This is a genomic window from Clostridium taeniosporum, assembly GCF_001735765.2.
GTDB classification, from domain to species: Bacteria; Bacillota; Clostridia; order Clostridiales; family Clostridiaceae; genus Clostridium; species Clostridium taeniosporum.
In genome coordinates this window covers 43,683-69,744 of record NZ_CP017255.2, presented here as the reverse complement: position 1 = coordinate 69,744, position 26,062 = coordinate 43,683, and the positions used below count along the sequence as shown (strand labels likewise).

The window sequence follows — 26,062 nt, the reverse complement described above, 5'->3', positions numbered from 1 at the left end:
TTGATATAATAAAGCGTATCTGTTATACAAAGGAGGACATTAAAGTATGTCAGTAAGTGAAAAACAACAAGAACAACAAGCAAATTTACATACAAGATTATGGGCTATAGCCAATGATTTAAGAGGAAACATGGAAGCTAATGAATTTAAAAATTACATATTAGGACTTATATTCTATCGTTATCTTTCAGAGAAGGTTGAAAATAGAGCTAAAAATCTTTTAAAAGAAGATAATATTTCTTATGAAGAAGCTTGGGCAGATGAAGAATATAGAGAAGGACTACAAGAAGAATTAGTAAATGAAATAGGATACTTTATAGAGCCTAAGGACTTATTTTCTAAATTATTAAAGGAAATAGAAGATGGAAACTTTGATATAGAAATGCTTCAAGGTGCTATAAATGATATTACAGAATCAACTATAGGACATGAAAGCCAAGATGATTTTGACCATTTATTTGATGATATGGATTTAGTATCTACAAAGCTTGGTAGAGATGTTAAGTCACGTTCAAAGCTTATAGCTAAGGTTATGGGAAATATATCTGAAATAGATTTTTCTCATGAAGATAGTGAAATTGATGTATTAGGTGATGCTTATGAATATTTAATATCTCAATTTGCAGCAAATGCAGGAAAGAAAGCAGGGGAATTCTATACACCTCAACAAGTTTCAAAGATTTTAGCTAAAATTGTTACTTTAGGAAAGAAAGATTTAAAGAGTGTATATGATCCAACTTGTGGTTCTGGTTCACTTCTTTTAAGAGTTTCTAAAGAAGCTAATGTACGTAAATTCTATGGTCAAGAATTAACTTCAACTACTTATAACTTAGCTCGTATGAATATGCTACTTCATGATGTATCATATCAAGAATTTGACATAAGAAATGATGATACATTAGAAAATCCAAAACATACAGACATGAGATTTGATGCAGTGGTAGCTAATCCTCCTTATTCAGCTAAATGGAGTGCTGATAGTAAATTCTTAGATGATGAAAGATTTAGTTCTTATGGAAAACTAGCACCAAAGTCAAAAGCAGATTTTGCATTTATAGAGCATATGATTTATCAATTAGATGATAAAGGAATAATGGCAGTTGTACTTCCTCATGGAGTATTATTTAGAGGAGCAGCAGAAGGAGTAATAAGACAATATTTAATAAAAGAAAAGAACTACTTAGATGCAGTAATAGGACTTCCAGCAAATATATTCTTTGGAACTTCAATACCAACAGTTATATTAATATTTAAAAAGTGTAGAGAAAATAGTGATAACATACTATTTATAGATGCTTCAAATGAATTTGAAAAAGGTAAAAATCAAAATATGCTTAAAGATGAGCATGTAGATAAGATAATAGATACTTACAAAAAAAGAGAAAGCATAGATAAATATTCTTACGTTGCCCAAATGAAAGAAATAGAAGAAAATGACTACAATTTAAATATCCCAAGATACGTAGATACTTTTGAAGAAGAAGAACCAATTGATATTGAAGCTACTAAATTAAAGATAGAAAAGATAGATGAAGAAATAGCTGACATTGATAAAGAATTAGATGTGTTCTTAAAAGAACTTGGAATGTAGGGTGGTGATTAAATGAATAAAGTACCAAAGTTGAGATTTAAAGAGTTTAGTGGGGCGTGGGAAGAAAATATATTAAAAAATCTAGGAAGTTTTTTTAAAGGTTCTGGTATATCAAAAGCAGAGCTAAGTGATGATGGAAGGCCTTGTATTCTCTATGGAGAGCTATATACAAAATATGGTGAAGTAATTAGTAACATAGTTAGTAGAACTAATTTAAAGATAAAAAATTTAGTTAGTGGTAATAAAAATGATGTTTTAATTCCTTCATCTGGTGAAACAGCCATTGATATATCAACAGCAAGTTGTTTACAACAAGATGGAGTACTTCTTGGCGGGGACCTAAATGTTTTTAGACCTCATGAAGTAAATGGAATTTTTATTAGTTATGAATTAAATAATTCCAAAAGAAAAGAAATAGCTAAAATAGCTCAGGGTGCTTCAGTTGTACATATATATAATGAGCAACTAAAAAAATTAAAGGTTAATATTCCAACAAAAAAAGAACAACAAAAAATAGCAAACTTCTTCTCTCTAATAGATAAAAAAAATAGAAAAGCAACAAGAAAAAGTTGAAGCTCTTAAAGATTATAAAAAAGGTATGATGCAGAAGATATTTTCTGGGGAGATAAGATTTAAGGGGGAGAATGGGGAGAGCTTTCCGGAGTGGGAAGAAAAGAAGCTTATGGATATAGCTGAGTGTTTAGATAATAGAAGAAAGCCTTTAAATTCTAATGAACGAAGTATTATACAAGGTAATATACCTTATTATGGTGCAAATGGTGTAGTAGATTTTGTTAATAAATATATTTTTAACGAAGATATAATACTACTTGCAGAAGATGGTGGTAATTTTGATGATTTCGCAACAAAACCAATTGCTCAGCTTGTGAAAGGAAAATCATGGATTAATAATCATGCACATGTTTTAAAAGCTAAATATAATACAGATTTTTTATTTTATTCTTTAGTTCATAAAGATATACGAAAATATATTAATGGAACAAGCAGAGCAAAATTAAACAAGTCTGACATGTTAGATATTTTAGTAAAGATGCCAAAGTCTTTAGATGAACAAGTTAAAATTTCAAAATTTTTAGAAAAAATATATACAAAGCTTGAAAAAGAACAAGAAAAGCTAGATTCTTTAAATGAGTGGAAAAAAGGGTTACTTCAACAGATGTTTGTGTAAATAAATAAAATATATCCCTAAGGTTTTTAATTAAAATCTTAGGGATTAAAAAAGATGATGTGAATGAATAATATTGTACAAGCATTTACTTAAAAATATGAAAAGCTATAAAGATGGATATAGCAAACTTAAAAAATTAGTATTTAAATATATTAGAGGTAAAAGAGATAGCAATATTTAATTTCTATCTCTTTTTATCTTTAATATCATATATAGATACAAATATTTAATATTAATATTTAATATTAACTTATGATATGAACAAAGTGGCTGCGCCACGTTTTTTAGTTGAGAGTGGATAATTGAGAATTGAAAGTTTTGGTTGAAAATCCTAAAGATTTTCTAAAAATATATACTTTAAAATTCTGCCAGGAATTTTTTCCTTAACTCTCCACTTTCCACTATCAATTCTCAACTAATATTTGCTTTAACTTAGATTTTATCAGCCTTTCAGACTTTGAAAATTCTATACTTTCCTATACATTAAAGAAAATCACTAAGCGACTGTGGAGCGTCGATTTTTTTTAGCCATGCACACTTTCCAAACGTAGTGCAGAAATAATGGTGCGACATATGGTGATTTTTATTAAGTATGATATTTGTTATTTTTTTATATATTTAATTAATTCGCTAACTAAATCTTGAACTTTAGTTCCAGGATTCATTTTATTTGGACTAAATATATTGTCTTTTTCGTGGTCTTCAATCAAAGAATTGCTCCTTTTTATAGCTGCATTTACATATGGAAATGTAATATCAAAAATATCAGATATATTTTTATCATATTTACCATTATTAAGATTTTTATTTTTAAAATGATTATTTAATTTAGCAATATAATCATCTCTATGAATAGCAGCATTTAAATTTTGAAAATGAAGCAATAACCATAATTCAAAAGATTCATTTGACCAAGCAACATTCATTCCTTTTTTTTCAGCAAGTTTTATAGCTTCATCAAAGTCAGTATTTTCATCCCTATCAAATACAACCCAAACATCACTATATGATTTTAAACTACGTTTTTTTATAGCTTCGTTAACTAAAACTGTAGTAGATCTTGCAGTACCTTCTACTTTTAATGTTACTCTTTCAACTATGATATTATTATTAAATGATTTTTCAAGTATTTGTTTTATATTATTAAAATAGTTTACCTCTGTTTCAGTACCTTCAGTTACAATTAGATAATTACCTGGCTGAACTGTTTTAGTTCCTTCACTTCTTTTATGCTTACGACCAGCTCTATTTAGTTTTGCCATTATTATTACCCCACATATCGTAACCTCTTAAAATAGGAACAGAACCATATTTTCCAAGAAGGTAATCTTTATTGTAAGAAGCATCTTTTCTAACCTTTTTATCATCTTCTGTTTTATATTCAGCTAAAGAATATAAATGAGATACTGAATCAGAATCTTTTTCAACAAACCATATTTGATCACGTCTAAAGATATCCCTAGTCAAAGTGTAGTTGTCATGAGTAACATATATAAGTTGAGCACCATTTTTATTTATATTTTCATCATGGAACATGGTTAATATATATCTTAAAAGTAATGGATGAAGCTTTGCATCAAGCTCATCTATAAATATTGGCATTCCTAACTCTAATGCAACATGTAAATAATAAAAGAGTGCAAACATTTTTTGAGTACCACTTGATTCCTCTGAAAGTGGCATCTTGTAGTAAGTTTTTTTATCATTCATTAAATGTTTTGTATAAATTTTAAGCTCATCATTTTCAGTTTCAGGTTTTTCTACAATAATATCATCTATATTTATATCTATGGCATTTAAGAATTTGACTAATTCATTTTGATATTTTTCATTTTCAATAGAGGGTGAATTCTTTTTTGTTAAGTAATGTTCAAAAGTTATATCTCCATAATCTATAACAGGAGTTAAAAACCATTCAAATACATCTCTTGCATAAGGAATTTTAGCATTTGAAATTATAGAAATAAATAAAGTTTTATCTTCTACCATAGGAATAAAGTTTTCTGCACCTTCTAATAATTTAGAATTACAGTCTATTTCTCCATCAGATCTTTCAAATAAAGTAATATACTTATCTTTGCTATGTGGCTTTTTTAGATAAAGCCATTCGTCATGAATTTTTTTGTTATCTAATGAAAAACCATATTGATATTCGTTATTATTAAATTTAAAAAATACTTCAAATTCAGCAGGTTCTTTTAAAGCTTCACTATCAAAAGCAAATCTTTTAATTGGAATATCTTTATTTTCTGCAGATTCTTTAAAAGAAAAAATAATCCAATTTTGCATAAACTTAAAAGCTTCAAGTACAGAACTTTTTCCACTTGCATTTGCTCCGTATATAGCAGCACTTTTAATATATTTTTCATCTCCATAATTTATTAAATTATAAGGGTGTTCTGTAATAGAGGTTGCAGTCATATCTAAACTTGTATCATCTTTAAATGATTTAAAATTTTTAAAATTAAATTGTATTAGCATTGTTTTCTCACATCCTTAGTGTTATAATACTATATTTTATTCAAAAAGTGAATAAATATGAGAAAATATCTCATAAGTAGTATTGACAAATTTTAAATTACATATTCTTAAGGGTTTTGAAAATATTAAAGATTTTATTTAGAAATAAATTAAACAATAAAGTTATTATTATTTATTAAAATAGCAGAAATAAATTGACGGTTTCTGCTATTTTTGTAACAATAGAACTTGATATAATAAAGCGTATCTGTTATACAAAGGAGGACATTAAAGTATGTCAGTAAGTGAAAAACAACAAGAACAACAAGCAAATTTACATACAAGATTATGGGCTATAGCCAATGATTTAAGAGGAAACATGGAAGCTAATGAATTTAAAAATTACATATTAGGACTTATATTCTATCGTTATCTTTCAGAGAAGGTTGAAAATAGAGCTAAAAATCTTTTAAAAGAAGATAATATTTCTTATGAAGAAGCTTGGGCAGATGAAGAATATAGAGAAGGACTACAAGAAGAATTAGTAAATGAAATAGGATACTTTATAGAGCCTAAGGACTTATTTTCTAAATTATTAAAGGAAATAGAAGATGGAAACTTTGATATAGAAATGCTTCAAGGTGCTATAAATGATATTACAGAATCAACTATAGGACATGAAAGCCAAGATGATTTTGACCATTTATTTGATGATATGGATTTAGTATCTACAAAGCTTGGTAGAGATGTTAAGTCACGTTCAAAGCTTATAGCTAAGGTTATGGGAAATATATCTGAAATAGATTTTTCTCATGAAGATAGTGAAATTGATGTATTAGGTGATGCTTATGAATATTTAATATCTCAATTTGCAGCAAATGCAGGAAAGAAAGCAGGGGAATTCTATACACCTCAACAAGTTTCAAAGATTTTAGCTAAAATTGTTACTTTAGGAAAGAAAGATTTAAAGAGTGTATATGATCCAACTTGTGGTTCTGGTTCACTTCTTTTAAGAGTTTCTAAAGAAGCTAATGTACGTAAATTCTATGGTCAAGAATTAACTTCAACTACTTATAACTTAGCTCGTATGAATATGCTACTTCATGATGTATCATATCAAGAATTTGACATAAGAAATGATGATACATTAGAAAATCCAAAACATACAGACATGAGATTTGATGCAGTGGTAGCTAATCCTCCTTATTCAGCTAAATGGAGTGCTGATAGTAAATTCTTAGATGATGAAAGATTTAGTTCTTATGGAAAACTAGCACCAAAGTCAAAAGCAGATTTTGCATTTATAGAGCATATGATTTATCAATTAGATGATAAAGGAATAATGGCAGTTGTACTTCCTCATGGAGTATTATTTAGAGGAGCAGCAGAAGGAGTAATAAGACAATATTTAATAAAAGAAAAGAACTACTTAGATGCAGTAATAGGACTTCCAGCAAATATATTCTTTGGAACTTCAATACCAACAGTTATATTAATATTTAAAAAGTGTAGAGAAAATAGTGATAACATACTATTTATAGATGCTTCAAATGAATTTGAAAAAGGCAAAAATCAAAATATGCTTAAAGATGAGCATGTAGATAAGATAATAAATACCTTTGCAAAAAGAGAAACAATAGATAAATATTCTTACGTTGCCCAAATGAAAGAAATAGAAGAAAATGACTACAATTTAAATATCCCAAGATACGTAGATACTTTTGAAGAAGAAGAACCAATTGATATTGAAGCTACTAAATTAAAGATAGAAAAGATAGATGAAGAGATAGCTGACATTGATAAAGAACTTGAAGTCTTCTTAAAAGAACTTGGAATGTAGGGTGGTGGATGATATGAGTAAGACACCAAAGTTGAGATTCCCTGAGTTTAGTGGGGTGTGGGAAGAAAAGAAATTAGGTAATGAGTTTCAATTGTCTTCTGGAAGCACTCCTAGTAAAGCAAATAAAGAATATTTTAATGGAGACAATTATTGGGTAACTAGTGGTGAACTTAAAAAGAAGTATATCAAATCTACTATAGATAAAATTTCCGATAATGCTATAAAAGAATGCAATCTAAAAAAATATCCATCTGGAACATTTGTAATTGCAATATACGGATTAGAAGCAAGTGGAACAAGAGGAAGTTGTTCTATATTAAAATCAGATGCTACTATAAGTCAAGCTTGTATGGCGTTCAAACCTAAAGGTAAAGTATCTAATGAATTTTTATATTATTGGTATATAAAGCATGGTGAAAAAATAGGCATAAAGTATGCTCAAGGTACAAAACAACAAAATCTAAATAGTGATTTAGTCGGAGATATAAAAATAACTATACCTTATAAAGAAGAACAACAAAAAATAGCAAACTTCTTCTCTCTAATAGATAAAAAAATAGAAAAGCAACAAGAAAAAGTTAAAGCTCTTAAAGATTATAAAAAAGGTATGATGCAGAAGATATTTTCTAGGGAGATAAGATTTAAGGGGGATAATGGGGAAGAGTATCCGGAGTGGGAAGAAAAGAAGCTTATGGATATAGCTGAGTGTTTAGATAATAGAAGAAAGCCTTTAAATTCTAATGAACGAAGTATTATACAAGGTAATATACCTTATTATGGTGCAAATGGTGTAGTAGATTTTGTTAATAAATATATTTTTAACGAAGATATAATACTACTTGCAGAAGATGGTGGTAATTTTGATGATTTCGCAACAAAACCAATTGCTCAGCTTGTGAAAGGAAAATCATGGATTAATAATCATGCACATGTTTTAAAAGCTAAATATAATACAGATTTTTTATTTTATTCTTTAGTTCATAAAGATATACGAAAATATATTAATGGAACAAGCAGAGCAAAATTAAACAAGTCTGACATGTTAGATATTTTAGTAAAGATGCCAAAGTCTTTAGATGAACAAGTTAAAATTTCAAAATTTTTAGAAAAAATATATACAAAGCTTGAAAAAGAACAAGAAAAGCTAGATTCTTTAAATGAGTGGAAAAAAGGGTTACTTCAACAGATGTTTGTTTAATATAAAGGCTAATAAAATGGCAGAGCTTTACTCAGTCTATTTTAAATGTCTAGGGAAATATAAAAGTTTTAAACACTGATAAAATCTAGGGTATATTAAATATTAGTTGACAGTTAAGGAGAATGTTAATAAATGATTGATCAGCAAAGATTTGAAATAGAAAAATATTTAACCCAAGGTATAGAAGGTGAACCATTTAGACGTAAACCTATTTTTAAATATATTAGAAGTAAAAGAGATAGGAATATTTAATTTCTATCTCTTTTTATCTTTAATATCAGATATAGACACAAATATTTAATATTAATATTTAATATTAACTTATGATATGAACAAAAGTGGCTACGCCACGTTTTTTACTTAAAATTTTATGTTGTATTTAGTTAATATTTTGTGTTATCAGAATAAAATCTCTATCTTGTTGCAAACTAGATCATTAGCTAGCTCTTCATCAGATTTTGATACCTGTCTTTTAGTATCATAGGGAAATTCTCTTATATATATTTTTCTATCTATATTTCTCTTGATATTATTTAAATAATCTAAAATTTGTTCATAGTTTAGATTAAGATTACGAGATAGCTGCTCAATATTTCGAATAGTTGAAACATAAGCTATATTAGCTTTTGGGTAATATGTTTCTAAAATATGGGTAAGTCCACTCATATAAGGATATGCTGCTGAATCATCAGAAAAGATTTTATAATTTGCCATTTCCTTTAATGAACATAAAATTTGAACTGAAATAAATAAGGCTATTTCTCCCCTGTTTTTTTCATTTTCTTTTCTATTAGTTATGTTAATTAAGGTTTCATAAAAATCTGTTTTACATATATTTAATGATTTAATTTCTTTCTCTAAGGATTTACTCTGGCAAAAACCATTTAAAAATGCTGTTTTAACCCTTGGCTTTATATTAGTTAAAGACGGTTTACCTATTTTAAGTAGATTTATATAATCTCTCTCATCTATATAAATTAAAGCTTTTACTTTATTTTTAAGTTCTTTGAAATAATCTAAATACCAACATGGAATTTGTTTAGTATTTTTATAATTCATTTCTCTTATTATAGGTTCTACAAAAATTACTACATCATCTTTATGAAAAAAATCTAAAGCATAGTATTTTCCATTAGAAATATTTGCATGGAATCCAAAGCAGTTTGTATCATATAGTATTATACTTTTCGATTTAATTAATAATTTACATATGTCTTTAGGCTCTTTGGTAAATAAATCTTCGATCTTTGAAAAATTTAGAGGGAATTTTCTATTGGTGTCCATTTTTAAATTTCACCTCTAAACTCTTTAATAATTGTCTATAATAAGATTCATTTTGATCTAAAAAAGATTCAAGCATAGAGCCTGATTCTCTAGCTTTTTTAAATTCTTCATCTATATCATCAAATTTAACTACATTACTAGGTTCTAGAATAGAACTGTCTAAGCCAAGCTTATTAAATTTATTTTGTAAATCATCTATATTATTATTAAAATTATTATATAACTCATCAAAAGTAATGCATTCAAGTTCATAAAGTCTTATTAATATAGTCTTTTTAGGAACTTTATATAAATCTATAAGATAACAAATAGTGTTTTCTAATGTAAATTTTCTATCTTTTATAAATTTATTATAATTTTCACGTAATGAATCTAATAGCATTAATGAAGCATAGTAATTTGCTTTTCTTTCTATTAAATTTATAGATTCTTCTTCATTTAAAAGAACAGCATCTATTTTATTTTTTTCTAAATTATCATGGTGAATCATATGATAATATTCATGTATCAAAACAAAATTTTGAAAATTTCTTGGCTGATTAGTATTTATAAAGCAAAATAAATTATTATCTGTTTTATATACGAAACCACCTAGTTCCTTATTATTTATAGGATATTTTATAATAATAAAGTCTTCTTCCATTTTTAGATTTATATTTTGAATAATGTTTATATTTTCATCATAAAGTCCAGAAGAATCTTTTTTTACTATAGTCTTTATCTCATCATCTATTTGTTTATTAAGTTCTAATATTCTTTGGAGATTTTCTTTTTTAATCATTATTTTAACCTCTAAAATTCAAGTGATTTCATTTTTTTATTGGCACTTTTAACTGAGTCTATTACATTTATTATGCCAATTAAATTATCTAAGGTATCTATAGCATCTTTATCAGTTATACTTACATTACCACAAAATGCGATAGCAGGATCTTCTATTTTCAGAGTATCAAAAACATCTTCTTTTACTTTAAAATTTTCTTTAGATAATTCATCAATAGTTAAATCTAAAACATTAGCTATACTTTCAAGATCATCTAAAGGAATCCTTTTAGCCTTTAAGTTAAGAATATTGCTTATATTCATCTTGCTTGTATCTAACATTTCAGCTATCCAGTTTTGTTTAATTCCTTTAGCTTTTATAAACATATTTATATTATCTATTATAATGTTTGTTTTCATAATTATATCTACCTCTTTTTCTTAAATTTATCATACATTTATTAATAAGTAAATAAATTTTATATTAATTATATTACCTCGTTATATTTTAGCCTATTTAACACTTAAATATAACTATTTTATGAAAATAAGTATAAAAATTTTATACTTATTTGTATGATATGTCATAGACAAAGTATTTGTTAACTTTTTTATATAATTGGGTTATAGGAGATTTAATTTCAAAAAAAACTATAAATTAAGGCATAACAATAAAACATACATTTTGAGGAATGAAAAAAATATTTTAATTTATTTTATCTAAAAAAAACAACAGTTGTTTTAATGTGTTTATTGTATTTAATGTGTTTAATGTATTTAGACACCCTTTAAACCAAGTAGACAAGCCATTTGTGGAAGCTAAAGGTGTACAAAATCGAGAATAAGGTGTACAAAAAAGAGAATGAGGTGTACAAAATCGAGGGAAAGGTGTACAAAAAAGAGAATAAGGTGTACAAAATCGAGAGAAAAGTGTACTAAATTGACTTTTGTACACCTTTTAGATAAAATCAACTTATGAGGTGATTTTAATGACTGAAAAATACATATTATTAAAGTCAAATGCATTAGTTAATGCTGAGATTGATAATACTAATATAGAATATAAGTTTACTAATTTAATATTTAATGAGACTCAGCTTCAAAAAGGCAATGATAGCTATTTTACCATAATAAATATTAATAAATTTAAGAATCTAACTGATTCAGCATATTTAAAGACAGCTAAGGGAATTTTATCAGTGTTAGAAGATAAATTTCAAAAGAATACTTTAAAATGGTGCTTTGGAAAAGAACATTATCAAGTAACTCTTATAACTAAAGTTAAATTTAATGAGGGCAATGGAAATTTAACCATATATATAGATAAGGATCTTGTAAATTTCCTTTTAAACTATAGAGAATTAGGAACAGGTTATACTCCATTAAATTTAAGTTTAACAAATCAAAGTAAAAGTTTTTTTACTCAAAGGATATATGAATTATTAAGATTGTGGAGTGGAGAAAAAAAGGAAATTGAATATGAATTAGAGTACTTAAAGTCTAAATTATTATTACAAGATCATAAGAGTTATAAACAATATAAAGAATTTAAACGTAGAGTATTAGCTCCAGCTATAAAAGAAATAAATGATAAATTGAATATGAAAGTTAAATATGAAGAAATAAGAGTAGGAAGGTCTGTAGCTAAAATTAAGTTTATATTAGAGGATCTAGAGCCTAGACAATATGATTTTAGTAAAGATAAGATAATTAAAGAGCAAATTTCAATGGAGGAAGTGGCATTGGATTTAGCTATAACAAATAATGATAGCGTAGTTTTAGATTCAAATGAAAGTAAAAATAATCAGCTTCATTTATTAAATAGAACTAAAAATAAAAGATCAAAAGATTTATTAAATAATAAAATAAAGAATAAAAAAGAAGAATTAGATGAAATTGAAGAATTTTTAAAAAATGCTAAAGTTAAAATATCTGTGTCTACAATAAATAGACTTAAAAAGAAATATGGAGAAGACCTTATTAAAAGTGGAGTTTCTATTTTATGTAATAGATTGAAACAAGAAAAAATAACAGCTCCAGTTAAATATTTGACTGGAATACTTGAAAATTTAAAGAAAAATCCTAATGACTCTTATAATAAAGAATCTAACAATGCTAAAAAACTAAGATTTAATAATTTTGAACCTAGAGAATATGACTATGAGGATTTAGAGAAAAAGTTGCTTGGTTGGCATAAATAAGGTTACAGGATAGGGAAGCTTAGAGCATAAAAATATACTACATAGTTATTAAAAATTCATAAAAATAGAATAAAACAATATGTGATGAATTAGTAGTTTTAAAAGATGAGCCTAGTAACCGGGATGTTATAAATAAATCAACTAGTAAAGGATTAAGTTCATAATTGAAAGTTGAAAATGGATAGTGAAGGATAAATCTTCTTAAGGAAGATTTTAAAAAATATAATTAAAGAAAATCTGTGATTTTCAACAACAACTCTCAACTTTCCACTATCCACTCTCAACTAAATAAGTTGGATGGTAGTGGTTAAAAATTAACACCTTTTATACAAAATCAACTATAGATATAAATATAAAAAATTAATATTAAACAAAAATATTTAATATTAATATTTAATATTAAATTGTGATATTAAATACCACTTCTTTATAAATGGCTTGAATAGTATATCATGATATCTTCTTATGTTCTTATCTTATTATATTCTTATCTTTTTATCATCATATAAATATATATTGTTATAATAATATATTTTTATTTATGTACAGAAAGTTATAGAATTTTTAAAGTTTGAAAGACTTATAAAATCTAAGTTAGATTAAAGATTAAGTTGAGAATTGAAAGTTGAAAGTGGAGAGTGAAGGATAAATCTTCTTAAGGAAGATTTTAAAAAATATATATCTAAAATTCTACTAACCTATTTATTAAGATGTATTTAATAATTTTATATTTTAAAATTCCCTAAAGAATTTTTCCATAAACTTTCAACTTTCCACTATCCACTCTCAACTAAAAAAAGGCATAGCCTTTTATTTGGGGATGTAGTTAAACTTTATTTCATATATTTTTCTACTAATTCATAACATCTTTCTTTAGTTGTTTGTGCTAAACTTAATCTATATATATATTCATATAATCTTCCACCTTTATAATGTGATGAGTCCTTTTTAGCTTTATCATCTCTATCTGATATCCATTTAATTTCTTCATTCTCTAATTTCTTCATATCATCAGCTGATAGTTGTTTTTTTAATACACCATATATTTCATTTAAAGCATTATCCCATCTTATATGTTTTTTGCCTGCTGCTGAAATCATTTCTCCATTAATACCCGTAGATTCCATTTTATTTAAATCCTTCATGCCTAATTCAATATTATCTAATTTATTCTTATATATTTGTTTTGTACTTTGTTTTATTTTTTGGGTATCATTATTTTCTTTTACTGATTTTTCTGTTTTCTTATTATTAACTTCTTTAGTGGAATTTTGTGAATTCTTATTATCAGTATTATTTTTTGCTTTATCAGTTTCAGTGGTTTTATTATCTAGATTACTATCTGTTTTAGTTTTATTATTTTCATCAGTTTTATTACTTTCAGTAGATGTGTTTTCTTGTTGCTCACTTTTAGGGGTAATATCCTTATTACTGCTTGTACATCCCATGAAGTTAAAACTGGTTAATCCTATTAAAACTAAACATAATATTGCTTTTCGTTTCATTTAAAGTTCTCCTTAGATTTTAAAACATTGAAAGAATAATATACTGCTATGCTTATCTATTTTGCATCATATTTTATGGCCAAGTCTCACTATAACCAACTATTAAAAAGCTTTAGCTAATGGTCTGACACAAAATATACAGGGCATTTTTCACTTATTATTTTCTTTCATGTGTCTAATATAAATTTTAGTTAGAAGATAATATATTATAAATTATTCCATGTATTTTATATAATATCATATTTTCACAAATATTTTAATTTTTAATAAATAAAGGATATTTAGTATTTTTTAACTATATAGAAAGTATTTATATTGAAATTGTTTTTTTGGCGTTTATCTTAGATATCTATATCAGTGTGAAGTTAATCATCTTAAATATATAGATCATTTAGAAAAAATTTTAAAAACTTATTGAAAAACTAAATGTAATAGATTCAATAAATTTAAATATCTAAAATGTAAAAAATAAAACTTAGGTTTACAAAACTTCAAAATAACTCCTTTTAGTATATGATTAACAATTCAAATACGAAAGGAAATGATATACAAATGTTAGATTGGAAAGAAAAAAATGGACAATGGTATTGCTATAAGTCTGGAAGGCTAGTTAAAGGCTGGGTAGAAGATGAAAATGGAAGATGGTTTCATCTAAATGAACATAGTGGAAAAATGGATACAGATTGGACTGAAATTAATTCTAAATGGTACTACTTATATCCAAAGAGAACTGAATTAGATGGCATTACTCACCCTAAAGGAGAAATGGCTACTGGTTGGATTGAAATTGATTCTAGATGGTACTACTTATATCCAAAGAGAACTGAAAAAGATGGTATTACTTATCCTAAAGGAGAGATGGCTGCTGGTTGGATTGAAATTAACTCTAAATGGTATTATCTATATCCAAAGAGAACTGAAAAGGACGGTAACACTCATTATAAGGGAGAAATGGCTATTGGCTGGATTGAAATTGATTCTAGATGGTATTATCTATATTCAAAGAGAACTGAAAAAGATGGTGTTACTTATCCTAAAGGAGAAATGGCTACAGATTGGACTGAAATTGACTCCAAATGGTATTACTTATATACTAAAAAAACTGAAAAGGATGGTAACACTCATTATAGAGGAGAGATGGCTATTGGCTGGTTAAAATCTCCTTATTCAGGGAAATGGTATTATTTATATCCAAAGAGAACTGAACATGATGGTAAGATTCATCCTAAAGGAGAAATGGCTACATCTACAACACTTACTATTAATAATAAAGCATATACATTTGATAAAAATGGTGCTATGCAAGAATCTACTATATCTGGAAATGGTCTAGTTTCAAATAAGTTAGTTGAATTTGCCGCAGGATGGGAATATTTTAGTCCACATGCTTATGAAGATGAATATCATCGTGGTGATAAGTCATGTTGGACTATCGGATACGGAACTACTTACCAAGTTAAACCTTCAGCTTTTCCAAATGGTTTAGATAGTACATGTACAAAACCTCAAGCATTAGTATGGTTAAAAGAAGAAATGAATAAAGTTGCACATGAAGTTAAATCAGTATTACATAAAAAAGGTGCTTCAATATCACAACAAGCCTTCGATTGTCTTTGCGATATTGGATATAATGCAGGTACAGCAGATTTACTTTATGGAAAATGTATTACACTTAACGCAGTTATAAGTGGTGATGCTGACAGGATAACTAAGGCAATAATGATGTGGACTAATGCTAATGGTCAATTTTCACATGGACTAAAAGGCAGATGCAAAGGTAGAGTTAATATGTGTTTACACGGCATATATGATTCTACTCACTAAAAATTGTATATGACCTTATAAAAGAGACTTGTAGATTTTTTTTACAGGCCTCTTTTACTATTTTGATAGATATGTTTATACTACTCTTTTAAGTTCAAAGTCTACACCTTGATTAATGTAAATTAAAGTGTCATTATCTTTTACTATAATTGAAGGTGAAGTTTTAGGCTTTTTACTTGTTGTTTCTGCTGTAAAAAATGTTATAGTATCTGAATCAATACCTAATTCTGAAGGATCACAGCGACACTCTCGTATGAATTCTTTTTTAGTTTTATTAGTTATTGTATATTTAGGATTCGGGAAATATATAGGGATAATTTTTGTTTGATCATTATCAATTTTTATGTCTATGTCAACAAATTTTGCTTCATTATTAGAAAAATTCATTATCTGTCCAATAAATTTTGATTCATCTGGAAGAGCAACTATCCTAGAATGCCGTACCACTCTTGTTATTTGCCAGTTACCATAAAATGATTTTTCATCGCTCCTAGTTTCTTTAGTATTATTTTGTGAACTGGCATTATTATTTGTACTATTACTATCGTTATCCACTGTAATATTTGTATCTTTGCTAGCAGTAGATGAACTGGCAGTCTTATTCGTTGTAGCATTTGTATTAACTTTTGTTTCAGTACTATTTTTGTCTTTCGATTTATTAGTATTACTATTTGCATTTTTTGCATCACTATTACTAGAAGTGTTGTTTCCCTTATTTGTAGTAGTCTCAGTAAGTTTAGTATCTGAAGTATTATTATCTGTTTTACTACTTTCAGTAGATATATTTTCTTGTTGTTCATTTTTAGGGGTAATATCCTTGTTACTGCTTGTACACCCTATGAAGTTAAAACTGGTTAATCCTATTAAAACTAAACATAATATTGCTTTTCGTTTCATTTAAAGTTCTCCTTAGATTTTAAGACATTGAAAAAACAATGGACCACTATGCTTATCTATTTTGCATCATACTTCATGACCAAGTCTCACTATCGCTCACTATTAAAAAGCTTTAGCTAATGGTCTGATACAAAATATACATGGCATTTTTCACTTATTATTTTCTCTCATGTGCCTAATATAAATTTTATTTAGAAGATAATATATTATAAATTCTTCCATGTATTTTATATAATATCATATTTTCACAAATATTTTAATTTTTAATAAATAAAGGATATTAAGTATGGTTTTAACTATATAGAAGGTGATTATATTGTTATAATTAAAAAATCTATAGTGGATTATCTATGTTATGATTTAATATATTTTTTCACAAAAAAACAACAGTTGTTTTAATGTGTTTAATGTATTTATTGTATTTAATGTATTTAGACACCCTTCAAATCCAGTAGACAAGCCATTTTTTTAAGTTAAAAACTACTTTTTAAGGATTTAAAACTACCTTTTAAGGATTTAAAACTACTTTTTAAGGAGCTAAAACTACTTTTTAAGGACGAAAAACTACTTTTTAAGGATGAATTTAAAGATTAAAAACTACTTAATTGAACATTGGTAGTTTTAATGGTACTATAAGTTTAACAAATAGTATGAAACATTAAAAATAGCATTTTATATGTTTAAGTGGAGGTTAATATGGGTTCAGATATGAGCATAATTGATGAAGGGCAAGATATTAATGAGGTACTTTTTAAGAGCAATACCTTAATTAAAAGTAATATTAATATAACTAGTGTAGAATACAAAATTTTTAATAGGATTTTATATAAATGTCAAATTCAAAAAGATAATAAACAGCAGCTAAGAGCAGTGCTAACACTTGATGAGTTAAGTAGTATTGTAAAAAATAAAAATGAAAATACAATAAAAGCATTAACTGAAAGTTTAGAGAAGTTTATAAAGATTCCAATTAGATTTGAAAAGCAAAAGACCTATGTAATAACAACACTTATTAATAAAGTTACAGTAGATAAGGAAACTTTTAATTTTAATTGCTATTTAGATAAAGATCTTTATGAAGTACTTATGGCATATAAGGAACTTGGTTATTCACCTATTAATTTAAGAATGATAAAGCAAGCTAATGGATATTATACTCAAAGGTTTTATGAATTATTTAGAGTTTGGAGTGGTCTTAATAAAGAAGTCACTTATACAATAGATAATCTTAAACAGTGGCTTATGATAAGTAAAGGAATGTCTTATGATAGATACTATAATTTTAAAGTTAAAGTAGTTGAGCCAGCTTTAAAGGAGATAAATGAAAAACTTAATATGAGTGTTTCGTTTAAAGAAAATAAAGTAGGAAGGTCTGTAAAAAGCCTTACTTTCATTGTAGAAGATCTAGAGCCTAGACAATATGATTTTAGTAAAGATAAGATCATTAAAGAACAAATTTCAATGGAGGAAGTAGCTTTGGATTTAGCTATAACAGATAATGATAGTGTAGTTTTAAATTCAAATGAAAGCAAAAATGATGAATTTCATTTATTAAATAGAACTAAAAATAAAAGATCAAAAGATTTATTAAATAATAAAATAAATAATAAAAAAGATGAATTAGATGAAATTCAAGAATTTTTAAAAAATGCTAAAGTTAAAATAGCTGTGTCTACAACAAATAGACTTAAAAAGAAATATGGAGAAGACCTTATTAAAAGTGGAGTTTCTATTTTATGTAATAGATTGAAACAAGAAAAAATAACAGCTCCAGTTAAATATTTGACTGGAATACTTGAAAATTTAAAGAAAAATCCTAATGACTCTTATAATAAAGAATCTAACAATACTAAAAAGTTAATGTTTAATAATTTTGAACCTAGAGAATATGATTATGATGAATTAGAGAAAAAGTTACTTGGGTGGGATAAATAAGGTTACAGTATAGGGAAGCTTAGGCATAAAAACATACTAAATATTTATTAAAAATTAAATAGAAATAGCATAAAACAATATGTGATGCATTAGTATTTTTAAAAGATGAACCTAGTAATCTGGATGGTATAAATAAATCAACTAATAAAGGATTAAGTTCATAATTGAAAGCTGAAAATGGAGAGCGAAGGATAAATCTTCTTAAGGAAGATTTGAAAAATGTAATTAAAGAAAATCTGTGATTTTTAACAATAACTTTCAACTTTCCACTATTCACTTTAAACTAAAAAGGCATAGTCTTTTATTTGGGGATGTAGTAGATTTTATTATGTCAGATTTTATTATGCCTTCAATCAATATATTTACAAAAAATCTAAGTAATGCTAATATAAGCATGGATTTAGCAGTAAATAAAGTAATATTAATAAAATAATTAATAGGAGAACTACAAGTGAAGCGTATAAGAACTTTTATATCAGTAGCATTGCTACTAGTAACACTAACTGGTTGTGGAAATGAAAAAACACAAAGCAATAATAGCCAAGCAAATAATGATACAGTTACTGAGGCTAGTACCAATAAGATAGACAACAATAGGAAATCTAATACCAATACTAATAATAATGTAAAAGATAAAGAAAGTAATATTAAAAAAGATAACACTGCCAATAAAGTAAATTCTAATAATAATAGTAATAGCAACACTGCTGTAAATAACAATTCTGAAAATAATGCTACAACAGTGCAATCTGAAAATAATATTACAACAGTACAAAATGAAGAATCATTTTATGGACAATGGGTTATAGAAAAAGAGGTAGCATATTGTAAAGTGGCAAGTTATAGTAATGATGATATTAAGAAAATAGTAGGAAAAAAATTAAGTTTTTCAAAAGAGCAGTCAAGTTGTTTTGGAGATGACCTAAGTTACATAAATGATACAGTGAAAAATCCTAATTACAAAAAATCAGTTATTACATCTGATGAATTTTTAAACAATTGGGGTGTACCTATAAAGGATTTGACTATAAATGGCAACACTGTAACAGAAGTTGAGATAGATGATGCAAAAGATCTTCCAGCATGTACTTTTTTTATAAAAGATGATAATACATTAATACTTTATGGTGGAGGTATTTTTTTTCAACTTAGCAAAGTAAAGTCAGACACAAACTCAGCAAACATAAATTAATTATTGTAATATAATTGAAAAGATTTAAGGAGAATAAAAATGAGTAAAACAATTAAATTTAAATTAATAAAAACATTAGCCTTAACATTATCTATATCAAGCTTAGGTGTAATAACTCCTAAAGCAAGTTATGCAGCCGGACAAGCACATTGGAAATCAATTAATAGTAATTGGTATTATATGGACAGTACAGGAAAAGTAGAAACTGGATGGATAAATGATAATGGAATTTGGTACTATATGTGGTCAGATGGAACAATGGCTAAAAATACATGGATTCAAAGTGCTAATGGAAAGTGGTATTACTTAAATGAATCAGGAAAAATGCTTTCTAATACAACTATAAATGGATATACAATAGGTAATGATGGAGCATGGATAATTAGTAATAGAGGGAATTTAACTTTTGATGATTTAACAATATCTCATGTACCTAGAGACGATTTAAGTCTAAATAGTAGACAAGAATCCTTAGCTAATTCATTATCATCATGTAATATATCATTAAATAATGGTGATAACAAAATATTAAATTTTATTTCTTCTAATTTAGCACAAGAAAAATTATATATATCAGAAGCAAAAAATCAATGTATAGGTAAAGTTATTGGAAATAAATATATGATAAATGATATAAAAGTATTTTCCCAAGCATTTAAAAATATAGACTGTATCGGTGTTGGTAATGAAAAAGATGTAGTAACACAAAAAAGTAATGTTGTAGATTATAAATCCAATGCAAATTATGTATATGATAAATATATTATTCTTCATAAAACAGTAAATGATGTAGGATCTGAATTTGCAGTTATTCGTGTAGTTATTGAATTTAAGGAAATATAAATATGAAACGGTTATTAAGTTTTACTTTATCACTAATATTAAGTATTACTTTAATAAGTTTTAATTGTAGTAAAATTGTTTATGCGTCTAGTGGTATATCTGTATCACCTGAAACCATAGAAACTAGAAAAGATGAAAAAGTTCATGTAAATACAGGTGGAAATTTATGTTAAATATTTTAGTAATAGACCTTTCTTTGAAATAATAACTTCAACCTATTTTGTAATGAATATATATCCTATATTTTTAATATGTTTATCTACTATAGTAAATTATTTTACTTATAAAAGATATAATAGGCACCAATAAAAATATTGATGCCATTATATTTTTTTATATTTATAATACATTTAATATATATTTAGAAAAAGCCAGTGTAACCAAAACTCTCAATTATCAATTCCGAATTAAAGAAAAATATCATATACTCAGTAAGTTTAAATCCGTGTTATTATTCCTCTTACAGCAGAACATAAATGGGCAGATAAACAGGCAGATACACTATTTTGAATAACAATAGTAATATTATATATAGATACAAATATAAAAAATAAATATTAAATAATAATATCAAATATTAATATTTAATATTGATTTATGATATTAATAAACAAATCCTTTATAAATAGCTTAAATAGTATATCATTATATATTCTTATGTTCTTATCTTTTTATCATCATATAAATGTATATTCTAATTTGCTATTTCCTTTAATGAACATAAAATTTGAACTGAAATAAAGCTATTTCACCTCTAAACTTTTTAATAATTGTCTATAATAACATTCATTTTCATCTAAAAAAGACTCAATGATGGCTCCAGATATAAAAGAAATAAATTATGAAATTAAATTAGACTTTAAAACTACTTTTTAAGGATTTAAAACTACTTAATTGAAGATTGGTAGTTTTAATTATACTATAGACTAATATGAATTTAATATTTTTGAATTCGGAGACTATAGTAGAAAATATAGAAATTTTAAGTAAGAAAAAAGCATTGAGAAAAATAATCTCAATGCTTTTGATTTTTATAATTTAAAGGAATTAAAAAGATGTTTTAATTTATTTTATCTAAAAAAAACAACTGTTGTTTTTTTGTATTTATTGTTTTTATGTATTTAATGTATTTAGACACGGTCTAAAGTATTGATATAACTTGATTTAGCTAAGAGAAAAGGGGACAAAAAATGAATTGCGGGGGGACAAAAAAATCAATTGCGGGGGACAAAAAATCAATTGCGGGGGACAAAAAATGAATTGCGAGGGACAAAAAATGAATTAAGGGGGACAAAAAATGAATCCAAGTGGACTATTTACATTTATGTCCCTTAATATTAATATATAAATATGTAAGCATAATTAATAAATGGAGTGATTTTATGGAAATGATATTATTTAAGCCAAATCCTATTATTGAAGGAGTTTTTGGAAATTCAAATATAAGAGATTTTAATGTTTTTAATAAGATATTATGTGATTTACAAATACAAAAAGCTAATAATGAATTCATGGCTATTGTTTCTTTAGAGGAAATAAAAAAAATTATAAATGATGTTAATATTTCTGCACCAGAAAAAGTACAAAATTATTTAAATAATAACTTTAGAGAAAAAACTATAACTTGGACATATAAAGATTTAATAATTTCTGTAGGATTAATAAATAGTACAGTGTTTGATAAAACTAATATGACGTATAAGATAACAGTTGATAAGGAAATAGTTAATTTAATTTTGAATTATGATGAATTAAAAACAGGATATACACCATTAAATTTAAAATTAAACAGTAAAAGCTTTTATGCCACAAGAATTTATGAATATTTACGAAAATGGAGTGGAAATAAGAACACATTACGTATAGGTTTATACAAATTAAAAGAATTATTATCTCTTGAGGGTAGATATAATACTTATAAGGATTTTAGAAAAAGAGTTTTAGATCCATCAATGGAGGAAATAAATAAAAAATTTAATATGGAAATTAGTTTTACACCTATAAAAGTTGGAAATAAGACAACTGCAATAGAATTTAATTTTACTGATAATGAGCCTAGGCATTATAATTTTGATGATACAGCAGCAACTAATGTGTTAGTACAAGAAATAGAAGAAATACAGGATGTAACTTTTGAAGAAATAAACCTTATTAGTGAGAGATTAAAGGAATCTAAAATAAAGATAGCCATTTCAACAATAAATAGACTTAAAGAAGAATATGGAAATGAGAATATTGATAATGCAATTACTATATTATGTAATAAAGCAAAACAACAAAAAATAACAGCTCCAGTTAAGTATTTAAAGGGAATACTTGAAAATTTAGATAAAAATCCTAAGGATAATAAGATAGATAATGTTAAAAAATTAAGATTTAATAATTTTGAACCTAGGGAATATGATTATGAGGATTTAGAGAAAAAGTTGCTTGGTTGGCATAAATAAGGTTACAGCATAGGGAAGCTTAGGGCATAAAAATAGACTACATATTTAGTGAAAATTCAATTTTTCATTGTGCCTTAAGAATTATAAAGCTTAAGAATTATAAAGTAATTGCACTGTGACATAGGGATGAGACAATATTTAGATTTACAGCTTTAATGTAATAAAAATATTAGAGCTTTGTGTTATAATACTATAGACTAATATTAAATTACATGAACTAAGTTACAGATGGAGGTATTCAGGTATTTATGTTAGAAAAAAAAGAAATTGAAAAAATCATACTAGATACTATTCCTAAGGATAAAACAGAAGCTATTTATATATTTGGAAGTTATAATACAGAATTCTTTGATGAGGATTCTGATATAGATATAGGATGGTTTTGTAAAAATGTAACTGAGAAGGAACGAGTTCTTTTAGAATATGAATTGGAAGAAAAGATAGGAAGAGCTGTGGACTTAGTAATACCAAATAAGAATAAAATATTAATATTAAATGAAATTCTTGCAGGCCAGTGGATTGGTGAGCTGTCAGATGAATTTTGCATATGGTTTGATGACAATATAACAGATATTCAAGATCAGGCAGAAGATTTACTGAAACTAATGTGAGGGAGAAGAAATTATGACTAAGCATATAAATTATGGAAAATTAAAAAGAGTATTATCCAATATTAGAGAAAGCATTGGTGATATAGATAATACCTTAATAGAATATGATAAAAGTGATAAGAAGATAAAAGTTATATTTGAAAATAGTTTAAGAATGAGTATTGTTCAATTAAGAGAATCTATATTTGATGCAGCTGCATCTTTATTAAAATGTTCTAATATATCTGTTAATAGTTTAAGTGGTAATAAAGAGATATTTGATAAATGCGTGGAAAATGGTTATTTTTTAAATATAAAAAAGGAATTCTTTCTTATATTAACTAAATATAGAAATTCAGCCTGTCATAGATATAAACAGCCTTCCATGGCAGATTTATTAGATTTTATAAAATGCTATAGAGAGGATATTCATATAGTAATATCAGAATTAGAATATATAATTGAACATAAGAATTAATTTTTATGGATGTATGGCACATGAAAGATTAAATAAAAGCTTGATATGACCTGGATTAAACTAATTAATATTTTTTTACATTACTATTACATTTTCATAGTGAAATATATTTTTAGGTTTATTTTTTATATATTTATATTAAAATTCTAATTTAAAAAGCAAAATATTAATTAGGACACAAAAGAGATAATATTAAACTTTAAACTATATATAAATATAAATATCAAGAATAAATATCGAAAATAAATACAAAAAACAAGTATGAAAAATAAATATCAAGAATAAATACAAAAAACAAAAATCAAAAATAAATATCAAAAATAAAAATTAAAAATAAATATCTAATATTAATATTTAATATTAAATTGTGATATTAAGTTATTGTATAAATTTATAATATTAAAAAGGACTACTAATAATTTAGTAATTCTTTTTTTAGTTTAGGGAGTTATAGAATATTTAAAGCTTAAAAGGCTGATAAAATCTAGGTTTAATTAAATATTAGTTGAGATAATAGAGTAAAAAGCTGATATGGTAGAGTGGAAAGTTAAGAGCTAATAAAAATTATCATATAGAATTTTTAAATATGAAAGTGCTAAAGCTATAACTATAAATATATTAGTGAAATTTTAGATATATTTTCAGAAAACATTTAGAATTTTAAATGAAAACTTTAAGCTTTTTAATTATCAATTTTTAATTAAAAAATGATTTTAAAGTTCTAAAAAAACACCTTAATGGCTTAATTGATACAATTATATTTGAAGATGAATCAATGATTAGAGATTATCAAAGTGTAGTAATTTTGTTCTTCAATAGAAAAATAGGCCATATCAAATTAGAGTTTTTTACTCAATCTGATACAGCCTTTTTTTTAGATTTAAATTAAGCAGCAACATGGAATTTCTTTATTTCTCTTTGAGTTAATTTAGCAGAATCAATTTTAACTAATTTACCTTTACCAGTTAATAAAAATTCTTTTTCAATTATTAAATTCATTAGATTTGTTACATCTGAATCTTTAAGATCAGGTCTTACTCCAGTGATATTTAATGAGCTTTTAGAACCAATTTCATTAAAAAAAGTTAATGATAAGATATATTCCATTTAAAAATCCCTCCTTTATTTTTTTTGAAATTTAAACTAATTATTCTTCAGGATTATTCATTAATTTAAATGTATTATTTTTGAAGAAATTTCTGCAATCTGCGTTTATAACATCTTCAAGTGCAGTAGCAACTTCAAATAAATCTTCTGATTTTATATTTGGGTTAACATTTGAAAATGTTTTTTTCTTATAAACTGGATCACCTAACTTATCAGTTCCATTTTGAACTTCCATGCTAAGAGAGCAACCAACTATAAGGTCATCAATTTTACTCATTTAAAAATACCTCCTTTATTTTTTATATTAATATATATGCATTAGTAAAAAAAATTGATGGAGAAAAAACAATTTTTAATACGAATTATATATGAAATATTTTAATAAATATTCGTATAATATATGTAATTTATAAATATTAAAAATTAATAACGGACAATAGAAGATAATTTTTAAAATTTAAGCCCCTAAAATATAAAAATAGTATAAAATTCCAATAAAAACATATATTTTACACTAAAATCAACAAAAACTTTTCGCTAAAGTAAAATTTCGCGCTATATTTGGTTTTGGTTCAAATATTTCAAAAGATTACTTTTATAATTTATTATTTTTTTGTTTCAAAGAATATTTCTTTTGAAATGAAGTATATTGTTTTATCTTCTAAGGAATTATTAAGATTTTATATTCATACAAGTAATAATGAAAGTTATTAAAGGGA

General features: G+C 25.5%; 23 protein-coding genes. 14 read left to right on the top strand and 9 right to left on the bottom strand.

What is annotated here, in order from left to right; genetic code table 11:
• Window positions 1-46: 46 nt before the first annotated feature.
• The 3 genes from BGI42_RS15145 to BGI42_RS15135 are packed head-to-tail and all read left to right on the top strand — an operon-like array spanning window position 47 to window position 2,780.
• On the top strand, window positions 47-1,591 hold the full coding sequence (locus BGI42_RS15145; protein ID WP_069681171.1) for a type I restriction-modification system subunit M: 1,545 nt from the start codon (window positions 47-49) through the stop codon (window positions 1,589-1,591).
• 12 nt (window positions 1,592-1,603) lie between these two features.
• Window positions 1,604-2,164, top strand: coding sequence for a restriction endonuclease subunit S (locus BGI42_RS15140; protein ID WP_105165945.1), 561 nt, complete (start codon window positions 1,604-1,606; stop codon window positions 2,162-2,164).
• A 25-nt stretch (window positions 2,165-2,189) separates the two neighbouring features.
• A complete protein-coding gene (locus BGI42_RS15135; RefSeq protein ID WP_105165944.1) occupies window positions 2,190-2,780 on the top strand; it encodes a restriction endonuclease subunit S in 591 nt (196 codons plus the stop codon).
• A 602-nt stretch (window positions 2,781-3,382) separates the two neighbouring features.
• On the opposite strand, the gene BGI42_RS15130 is transcribed toward BGI42_RS15135, so the two are convergent.
• Window positions 3,383-4,042, bottom strand: coding sequence for an RloB family protein (locus BGI42_RS15130; RefSeq protein WP_069681169.1), 660 nt, complete (start codon window positions 4,040-4,042; stop codon window positions 3,383-3,385).
• Window positions 4,026-5,261 carry an AAA family ATPase gene (locus BGI42_RS15125; protein ID WP_069681168.1) on the bottom strand — a complete coding sequence of 412 codons (1,236 nt, stop codon included), beginning with the start codon at window positions 5,259-5,261 and terminating at the stop codon, window positions 4,026-4,028. Before BGI42_RS15125 ends, BGI42_RS15130 begins: the two co-directional genes overlap by 17 nt.
• 274 nt (window positions 5,262-5,535) lie before the next feature.
• Between BGI42_RS15125 and BGI42_RS15120 the strand changes: the two genes are divergently transcribed.
• Together BGI42_RS15120 and BGI42_RS15115 are read left to right on the top strand one after the other, a co-directional pair.
• Window positions 5,536-7,080 carry a type I restriction-modification system subunit M gene (locus BGI42_RS15120; protein ID WP_069681167.1) on the top strand — a complete coding sequence of 515 codons (1,545 nt, stop codon included), beginning with the start codon at window positions 5,536-5,538 and terminating at the stop codon, window positions 7,078-7,080.
• 13 nt (window positions 7,081-7,093) lie between these two features.
• A complete protein-coding gene (locus BGI42_RS15115; protein WP_105165943.1) occupies window positions 7,094-8,278 on the top strand; it encodes a restriction endonuclease subunit S in 1,185 nt (394 codons plus the stop codon).
• A 399-nt stretch (window positions 8,279-8,677) separates the two neighbouring features.
• Here BGI42_RS15115 and BGI42_RS15110 read toward each other — a convergent pair whose 3' ends face one another.
• Genes BGI42_RS15110 through BGI42_RS15100 form a run of 3 tightly spaced genes read right to left on the bottom strand, consistent with a single transcriptional unit; the run spans window position 8,678 to window position 10,744 of the window.
• Complete coding sequence (locus tag BGI42_RS15110) at window positions 8,678-9,562, bottom strand: hypothetical protein (protein WP_069681164.1); 885 nt, start codon at window positions 9,560-9,562, stop codon at window positions 8,678-8,680.
• Window positions 9,549-10,343, bottom strand: a complete 795-nt coding sequence (locus BGI42_RS15105) for an ImmA/IrrE family metallo-endopeptidase (protein WP_069681163.1) — start codon at window positions 10,341-10,343, stop codon at window positions 9,549-9,551. The genes BGI42_RS15110 and BGI42_RS15105 overlap by 14 nt, the downstream gene beginning before the upstream one ends.
• Before the next feature lie 11 nt (window positions 10,344-10,354).
• On the bottom strand, window positions 10,355-10,744 hold the full coding sequence (locus BGI42_RS15100) for a helix-turn-helix domain-containing protein (RefSeq protein WP_069681162.1): 390 nt from the start codon (window positions 10,742-10,744) through the stop codon (window positions 10,355-10,357).
• 569 nt (window positions 10,745-11,313) lie between these two features.
• On the opposite strand from BGI42_RS15100, the gene BGI42_RS15095 reads away from it, so the two are divergent.
• Window positions 11,314-12,525, top strand: coding sequence for a replication initiation protein (locus BGI42_RS15095; protein WP_069681161.1), 1,212 nt, complete (start codon window positions 11,314-11,316; stop codon window positions 12,523-12,525).
• A gap of 833 nt (window positions 12,526-13,358) precedes the next feature.
• Here the strand turns inward: BGI42_RS15095 and BGI42_RS15090 are convergent.
• A complete protein-coding gene (locus tag BGI42_RS15090; protein ID WP_069681160.1) occupies window positions 13,359-14,030 on the bottom strand; it encodes a lysozyme inhibitor LprI family protein in 672 nt (223 codons plus the stop codon).
• Between the two features lie 552 nt (window positions 14,031-14,582).
• Here BGI42_RS15090 and BGI42_RS15085 point away from each other — a divergent pair.
• Complete coding sequence (locus tag BGI42_RS15085; RefSeq protein WP_069681159.1) at window positions 14,583-15,854, top strand: glycoside hydrolase family protein; 1,272 nt, start codon at window positions 14,583-14,585, stop codon at window positions 15,852-15,854.
• Window positions 15,855-15,929: 75 nt separating this feature from the next.
• On the opposite strand, the gene BGI42_RS16300 is transcribed toward BGI42_RS15085, so the two are convergent.
• A complete protein-coding gene (locus tag BGI42_RS16300; RefSeq protein WP_069681158.1) occupies window positions 15,930-16,751 on the bottom strand; it encodes a hypothetical protein in 822 nt (273 codons plus the stop codon).
• Between the two features lie 696 nt (window positions 16,752-17,447).
• Between BGI42_RS16300 and BGI42_RS15075 the strand changes: the two genes are divergently transcribed.
• The 7 genes from BGI42_RS15075 (at window position 17,448) to BGI42_RS15050 (ending at window position 24,236) form a co-directional block, all read left to right on the top strand.
• On the top strand, window positions 17,448-18,686 hold the full coding sequence (locus BGI42_RS15075) for a replication initiation protein (RefSeq protein ID WP_069681157.1): 1,239 nt from the start codon (window positions 17,448-17,450) through the stop codon (window positions 18,684-18,686).
• A gap of 451 nt (window positions 18,687-19,137) precedes the next feature.
• Window positions 19,138-19,878 (top strand): hypothetical protein, encoded by a 741-nt coding sequence (locus BGI42_RS15070; RefSeq protein WP_069681156.1) that lies wholly within the window; start codon window positions 19,138-19,140, stop codon window positions 19,876-19,878.
• A gap of 39 nt (window positions 19,879-19,917) precedes the next feature.
• The gene (locus tag BGI42_RS15065) at window positions 19,918-20,721 is read left to right on the top strand and encodes a hypothetical protein (protein ID WP_069681155.1); all 804 of its coding nucleotides are present in this window, start codon (window positions 19,918-19,920) and stop codon (window positions 20,719-20,721) included.
• 2 nt (window positions 20,722-20,723) lie between these two features.
• Window positions 20,724-20,894: a hypothetical protein gene (locus BGI42_RS16120; protein ID WP_158523411.1), complete on the top strand. Its 171-nt coding sequence runs from the start codon at window positions 20,724-20,726 to the stop codon at window positions 20,892-20,894.
• Window positions 20,895-22,103: 1,209 nt separating this feature from the next.
• Window positions 22,104-23,168: a replication initiation protein gene (locus BGI42_RS15060; RefSeq protein ID WP_069681154.1), complete on the top strand. Its 1,065-nt coding sequence runs from the start codon at window positions 22,104-22,106 to the stop codon at window positions 23,166-23,168.
• A 248-nt stretch (window positions 23,169-23,416) separates the two neighbouring features.
• Entirely contained in the window at window positions 23,417-23,779 is a 363-nt protein-coding gene (locus BGI42_RS15055; RefSeq protein WP_069681153.1) for a nucleotidyltransferase family protein, read from the top strand.
• A 13-nt stretch (window positions 23,780-23,792) separates the two neighbouring features.
• On the top strand, window positions 23,793-24,236 hold the full coding sequence (locus tag BGI42_RS15050) for a hypothetical protein (protein WP_069681152.1): 444 nt from the start codon (window positions 23,793-23,795) through the stop codon (window positions 24,234-24,236).
• An 885-nt stretch (window positions 24,237-25,121) separates the two neighbouring features.
• Here the strand turns inward: BGI42_RS15050 and BGI42_RS15045 are convergent.
• Together BGI42_RS15045 and BGI42_RS15040 are read right to left on the bottom strand one after the other, a co-directional pair.
• Window positions 25,122-25,343 (bottom strand): DUF2922 domain-containing protein, encoded by a 222-nt coding sequence (locus BGI42_RS15045; RefSeq protein WP_069681151.1) that lies wholly within the window; start codon window positions 25,341-25,343, stop codon window positions 25,122-25,124.
• 40 nt (window positions 25,344-25,383) lie between these two features.
• Window positions 25,384-25,620: a DUF1659 domain-containing protein gene (locus BGI42_RS15040; protein ID WP_069681150.1), complete on the bottom strand. Its 237-nt coding sequence runs from the start codon at window positions 25,618-25,620 to the stop codon at window positions 25,384-25,386.
• Between the last annotated feature and the right edge of the window lie 442 nt (window positions 25,621-26,062).

Bases quoted from the DNA above. Each gene is read 5' to 3' on its own strand.
- BGI42_RS15145 (WP_069681171.1), top strand. From the start codon at position 47: ATGTCAGTAAGTGAAAAACAACAAGAACAACAAGCAAATTTACATACA.
- BGI42_RS15140 (WP_105165945.1), top strand. From the start codon at position 1,604: ATGAATAAAGTACCAAAGTTGAGATTTAAAGAGTTTAGTGGGGCGTGG.
- BGI42_RS15135 (WP_105165944.1), top strand. From the start codon at position 2,190: ATGATGCAGAAGATATTTTCTGGGGAGATAAGATTTAAGGGGGAGAAT.
- BGI42_RS15130 (WP_069681169.1), bottom strand. From the start codon at position 4,042: ATGGCAAAACTAAATAGAGCTGGTCGTAAGCATAAAAGAAGTGAAGGA.
- BGI42_RS15125 (WP_069681168.1), bottom strand. From the start codon at position 5,261: ATGCTAATACAATTTAATTTTAAAAATTTTAAATCATTTAAAGATGAT.
- BGI42_RS15120 (WP_069681167.1), top strand. From the start codon at position 5,536: ATGTCAGTAAGTGAAAAACAACAAGAACAACAAGCAAATTTACATACA.
- BGI42_RS15115 (WP_105165943.1), top strand. From the start codon at position 7,094: ATGAGTAAGACACCAAAGTTGAGATTCCCTGAGTTTAGTGGGGTGTGG.
- BGI42_RS15110 (WP_069681164.1), bottom strand. From the start codon at position 9,562: ATGGACACCAATAGAAAATTCCCTCTAAATTTTTCAAAGATCGAAGAT.
- BGI42_RS15105 (WP_069681163.1), bottom strand. From the start codon at position 10,343: ATGATTAAAAAAGAAAATCTCCAAAGAATATTAGAACTTAATAAACAA.
- BGI42_RS15100 (WP_069681162.1), bottom strand. From the start codon at position 10,744: ATGAAAACAAACATTATAATAGATAATATAAATATGTTTATAAAAGCT.
- BGI42_RS15095 (WP_069681161.1), top strand. From the start codon at position 11,314: ATGACTGAAAAATACATATTATTAAAGTCAAATGCATTAGTTAATGCT.
- BGI42_RS15090 (WP_069681160.1), bottom strand. From the start codon at position 14,030: ATGAAACGAAAAGCAATATTATGTTTAGTTTTAATAGGATTAACCAGT.
- BGI42_RS15085 (WP_069681159.1), top strand. From the start codon at position 14,583: ATGTTAGATTGGAAAGAAAAAAATGGACAATGGTATTGCTATAAGTCT.
- BGI42_RS16300 (WP_069681158.1), bottom strand. From the start codon at position 16,751: ATGAAACGAAAAGCAATATTATGTTTAGTTTTAATAGGATTAACCAGT.
- BGI42_RS15075 (WP_069681157.1), top strand. From the start codon at position 17,448: ATGGGTTCAGATATGAGCATAATTGATGAAGGGCAAGATATTAATGAG.
- BGI42_RS15065 (WP_069681155.1), top strand. From the start codon at position 19,918: ATGAGTAAAACAATTAAATTTAAATTAATAAAAACATTAGCCTTAACA.
- BGI42_RS16120 (WP_158523411.1), top strand. From the start codon at position 20,724: ATGAAACGGTTATTAAGTTTTACTTTATCACTAATATTAAGTATTACT.
- BGI42_RS15060 (WP_069681154.1), top strand. From the start codon at position 22,104: ATGGAAATGATATTATTTAAGCCAAATCCTATTATTGAAGGAGTTTTT.
- BGI42_RS15055 (WP_069681153.1), top strand. From the start codon at position 23,417: ATGTTAGAAAAAAAAGAAATTGAAAAAATCATACTAGATACTATTCCT.
- BGI42_RS15050 (WP_069681152.1), top strand. From the start codon at position 23,793: ATGACTAAGCATATAAATTATGGAAAATTAAAAAGAGTATTATCCAAT.
- BGI42_RS15045 (WP_069681151.1), bottom strand. From the start codon at position 25,343: ATGGAATATATCTTATCATTAACTTTTTTTAATGAAATTGGTTCTAAA.
- BGI42_RS15040 (WP_069681150.1), bottom strand. From the start codon at position 25,620: ATGAGTAAAATTGATGACCTTATAGTTGGTTGCTCTCTTAGCATGGAA.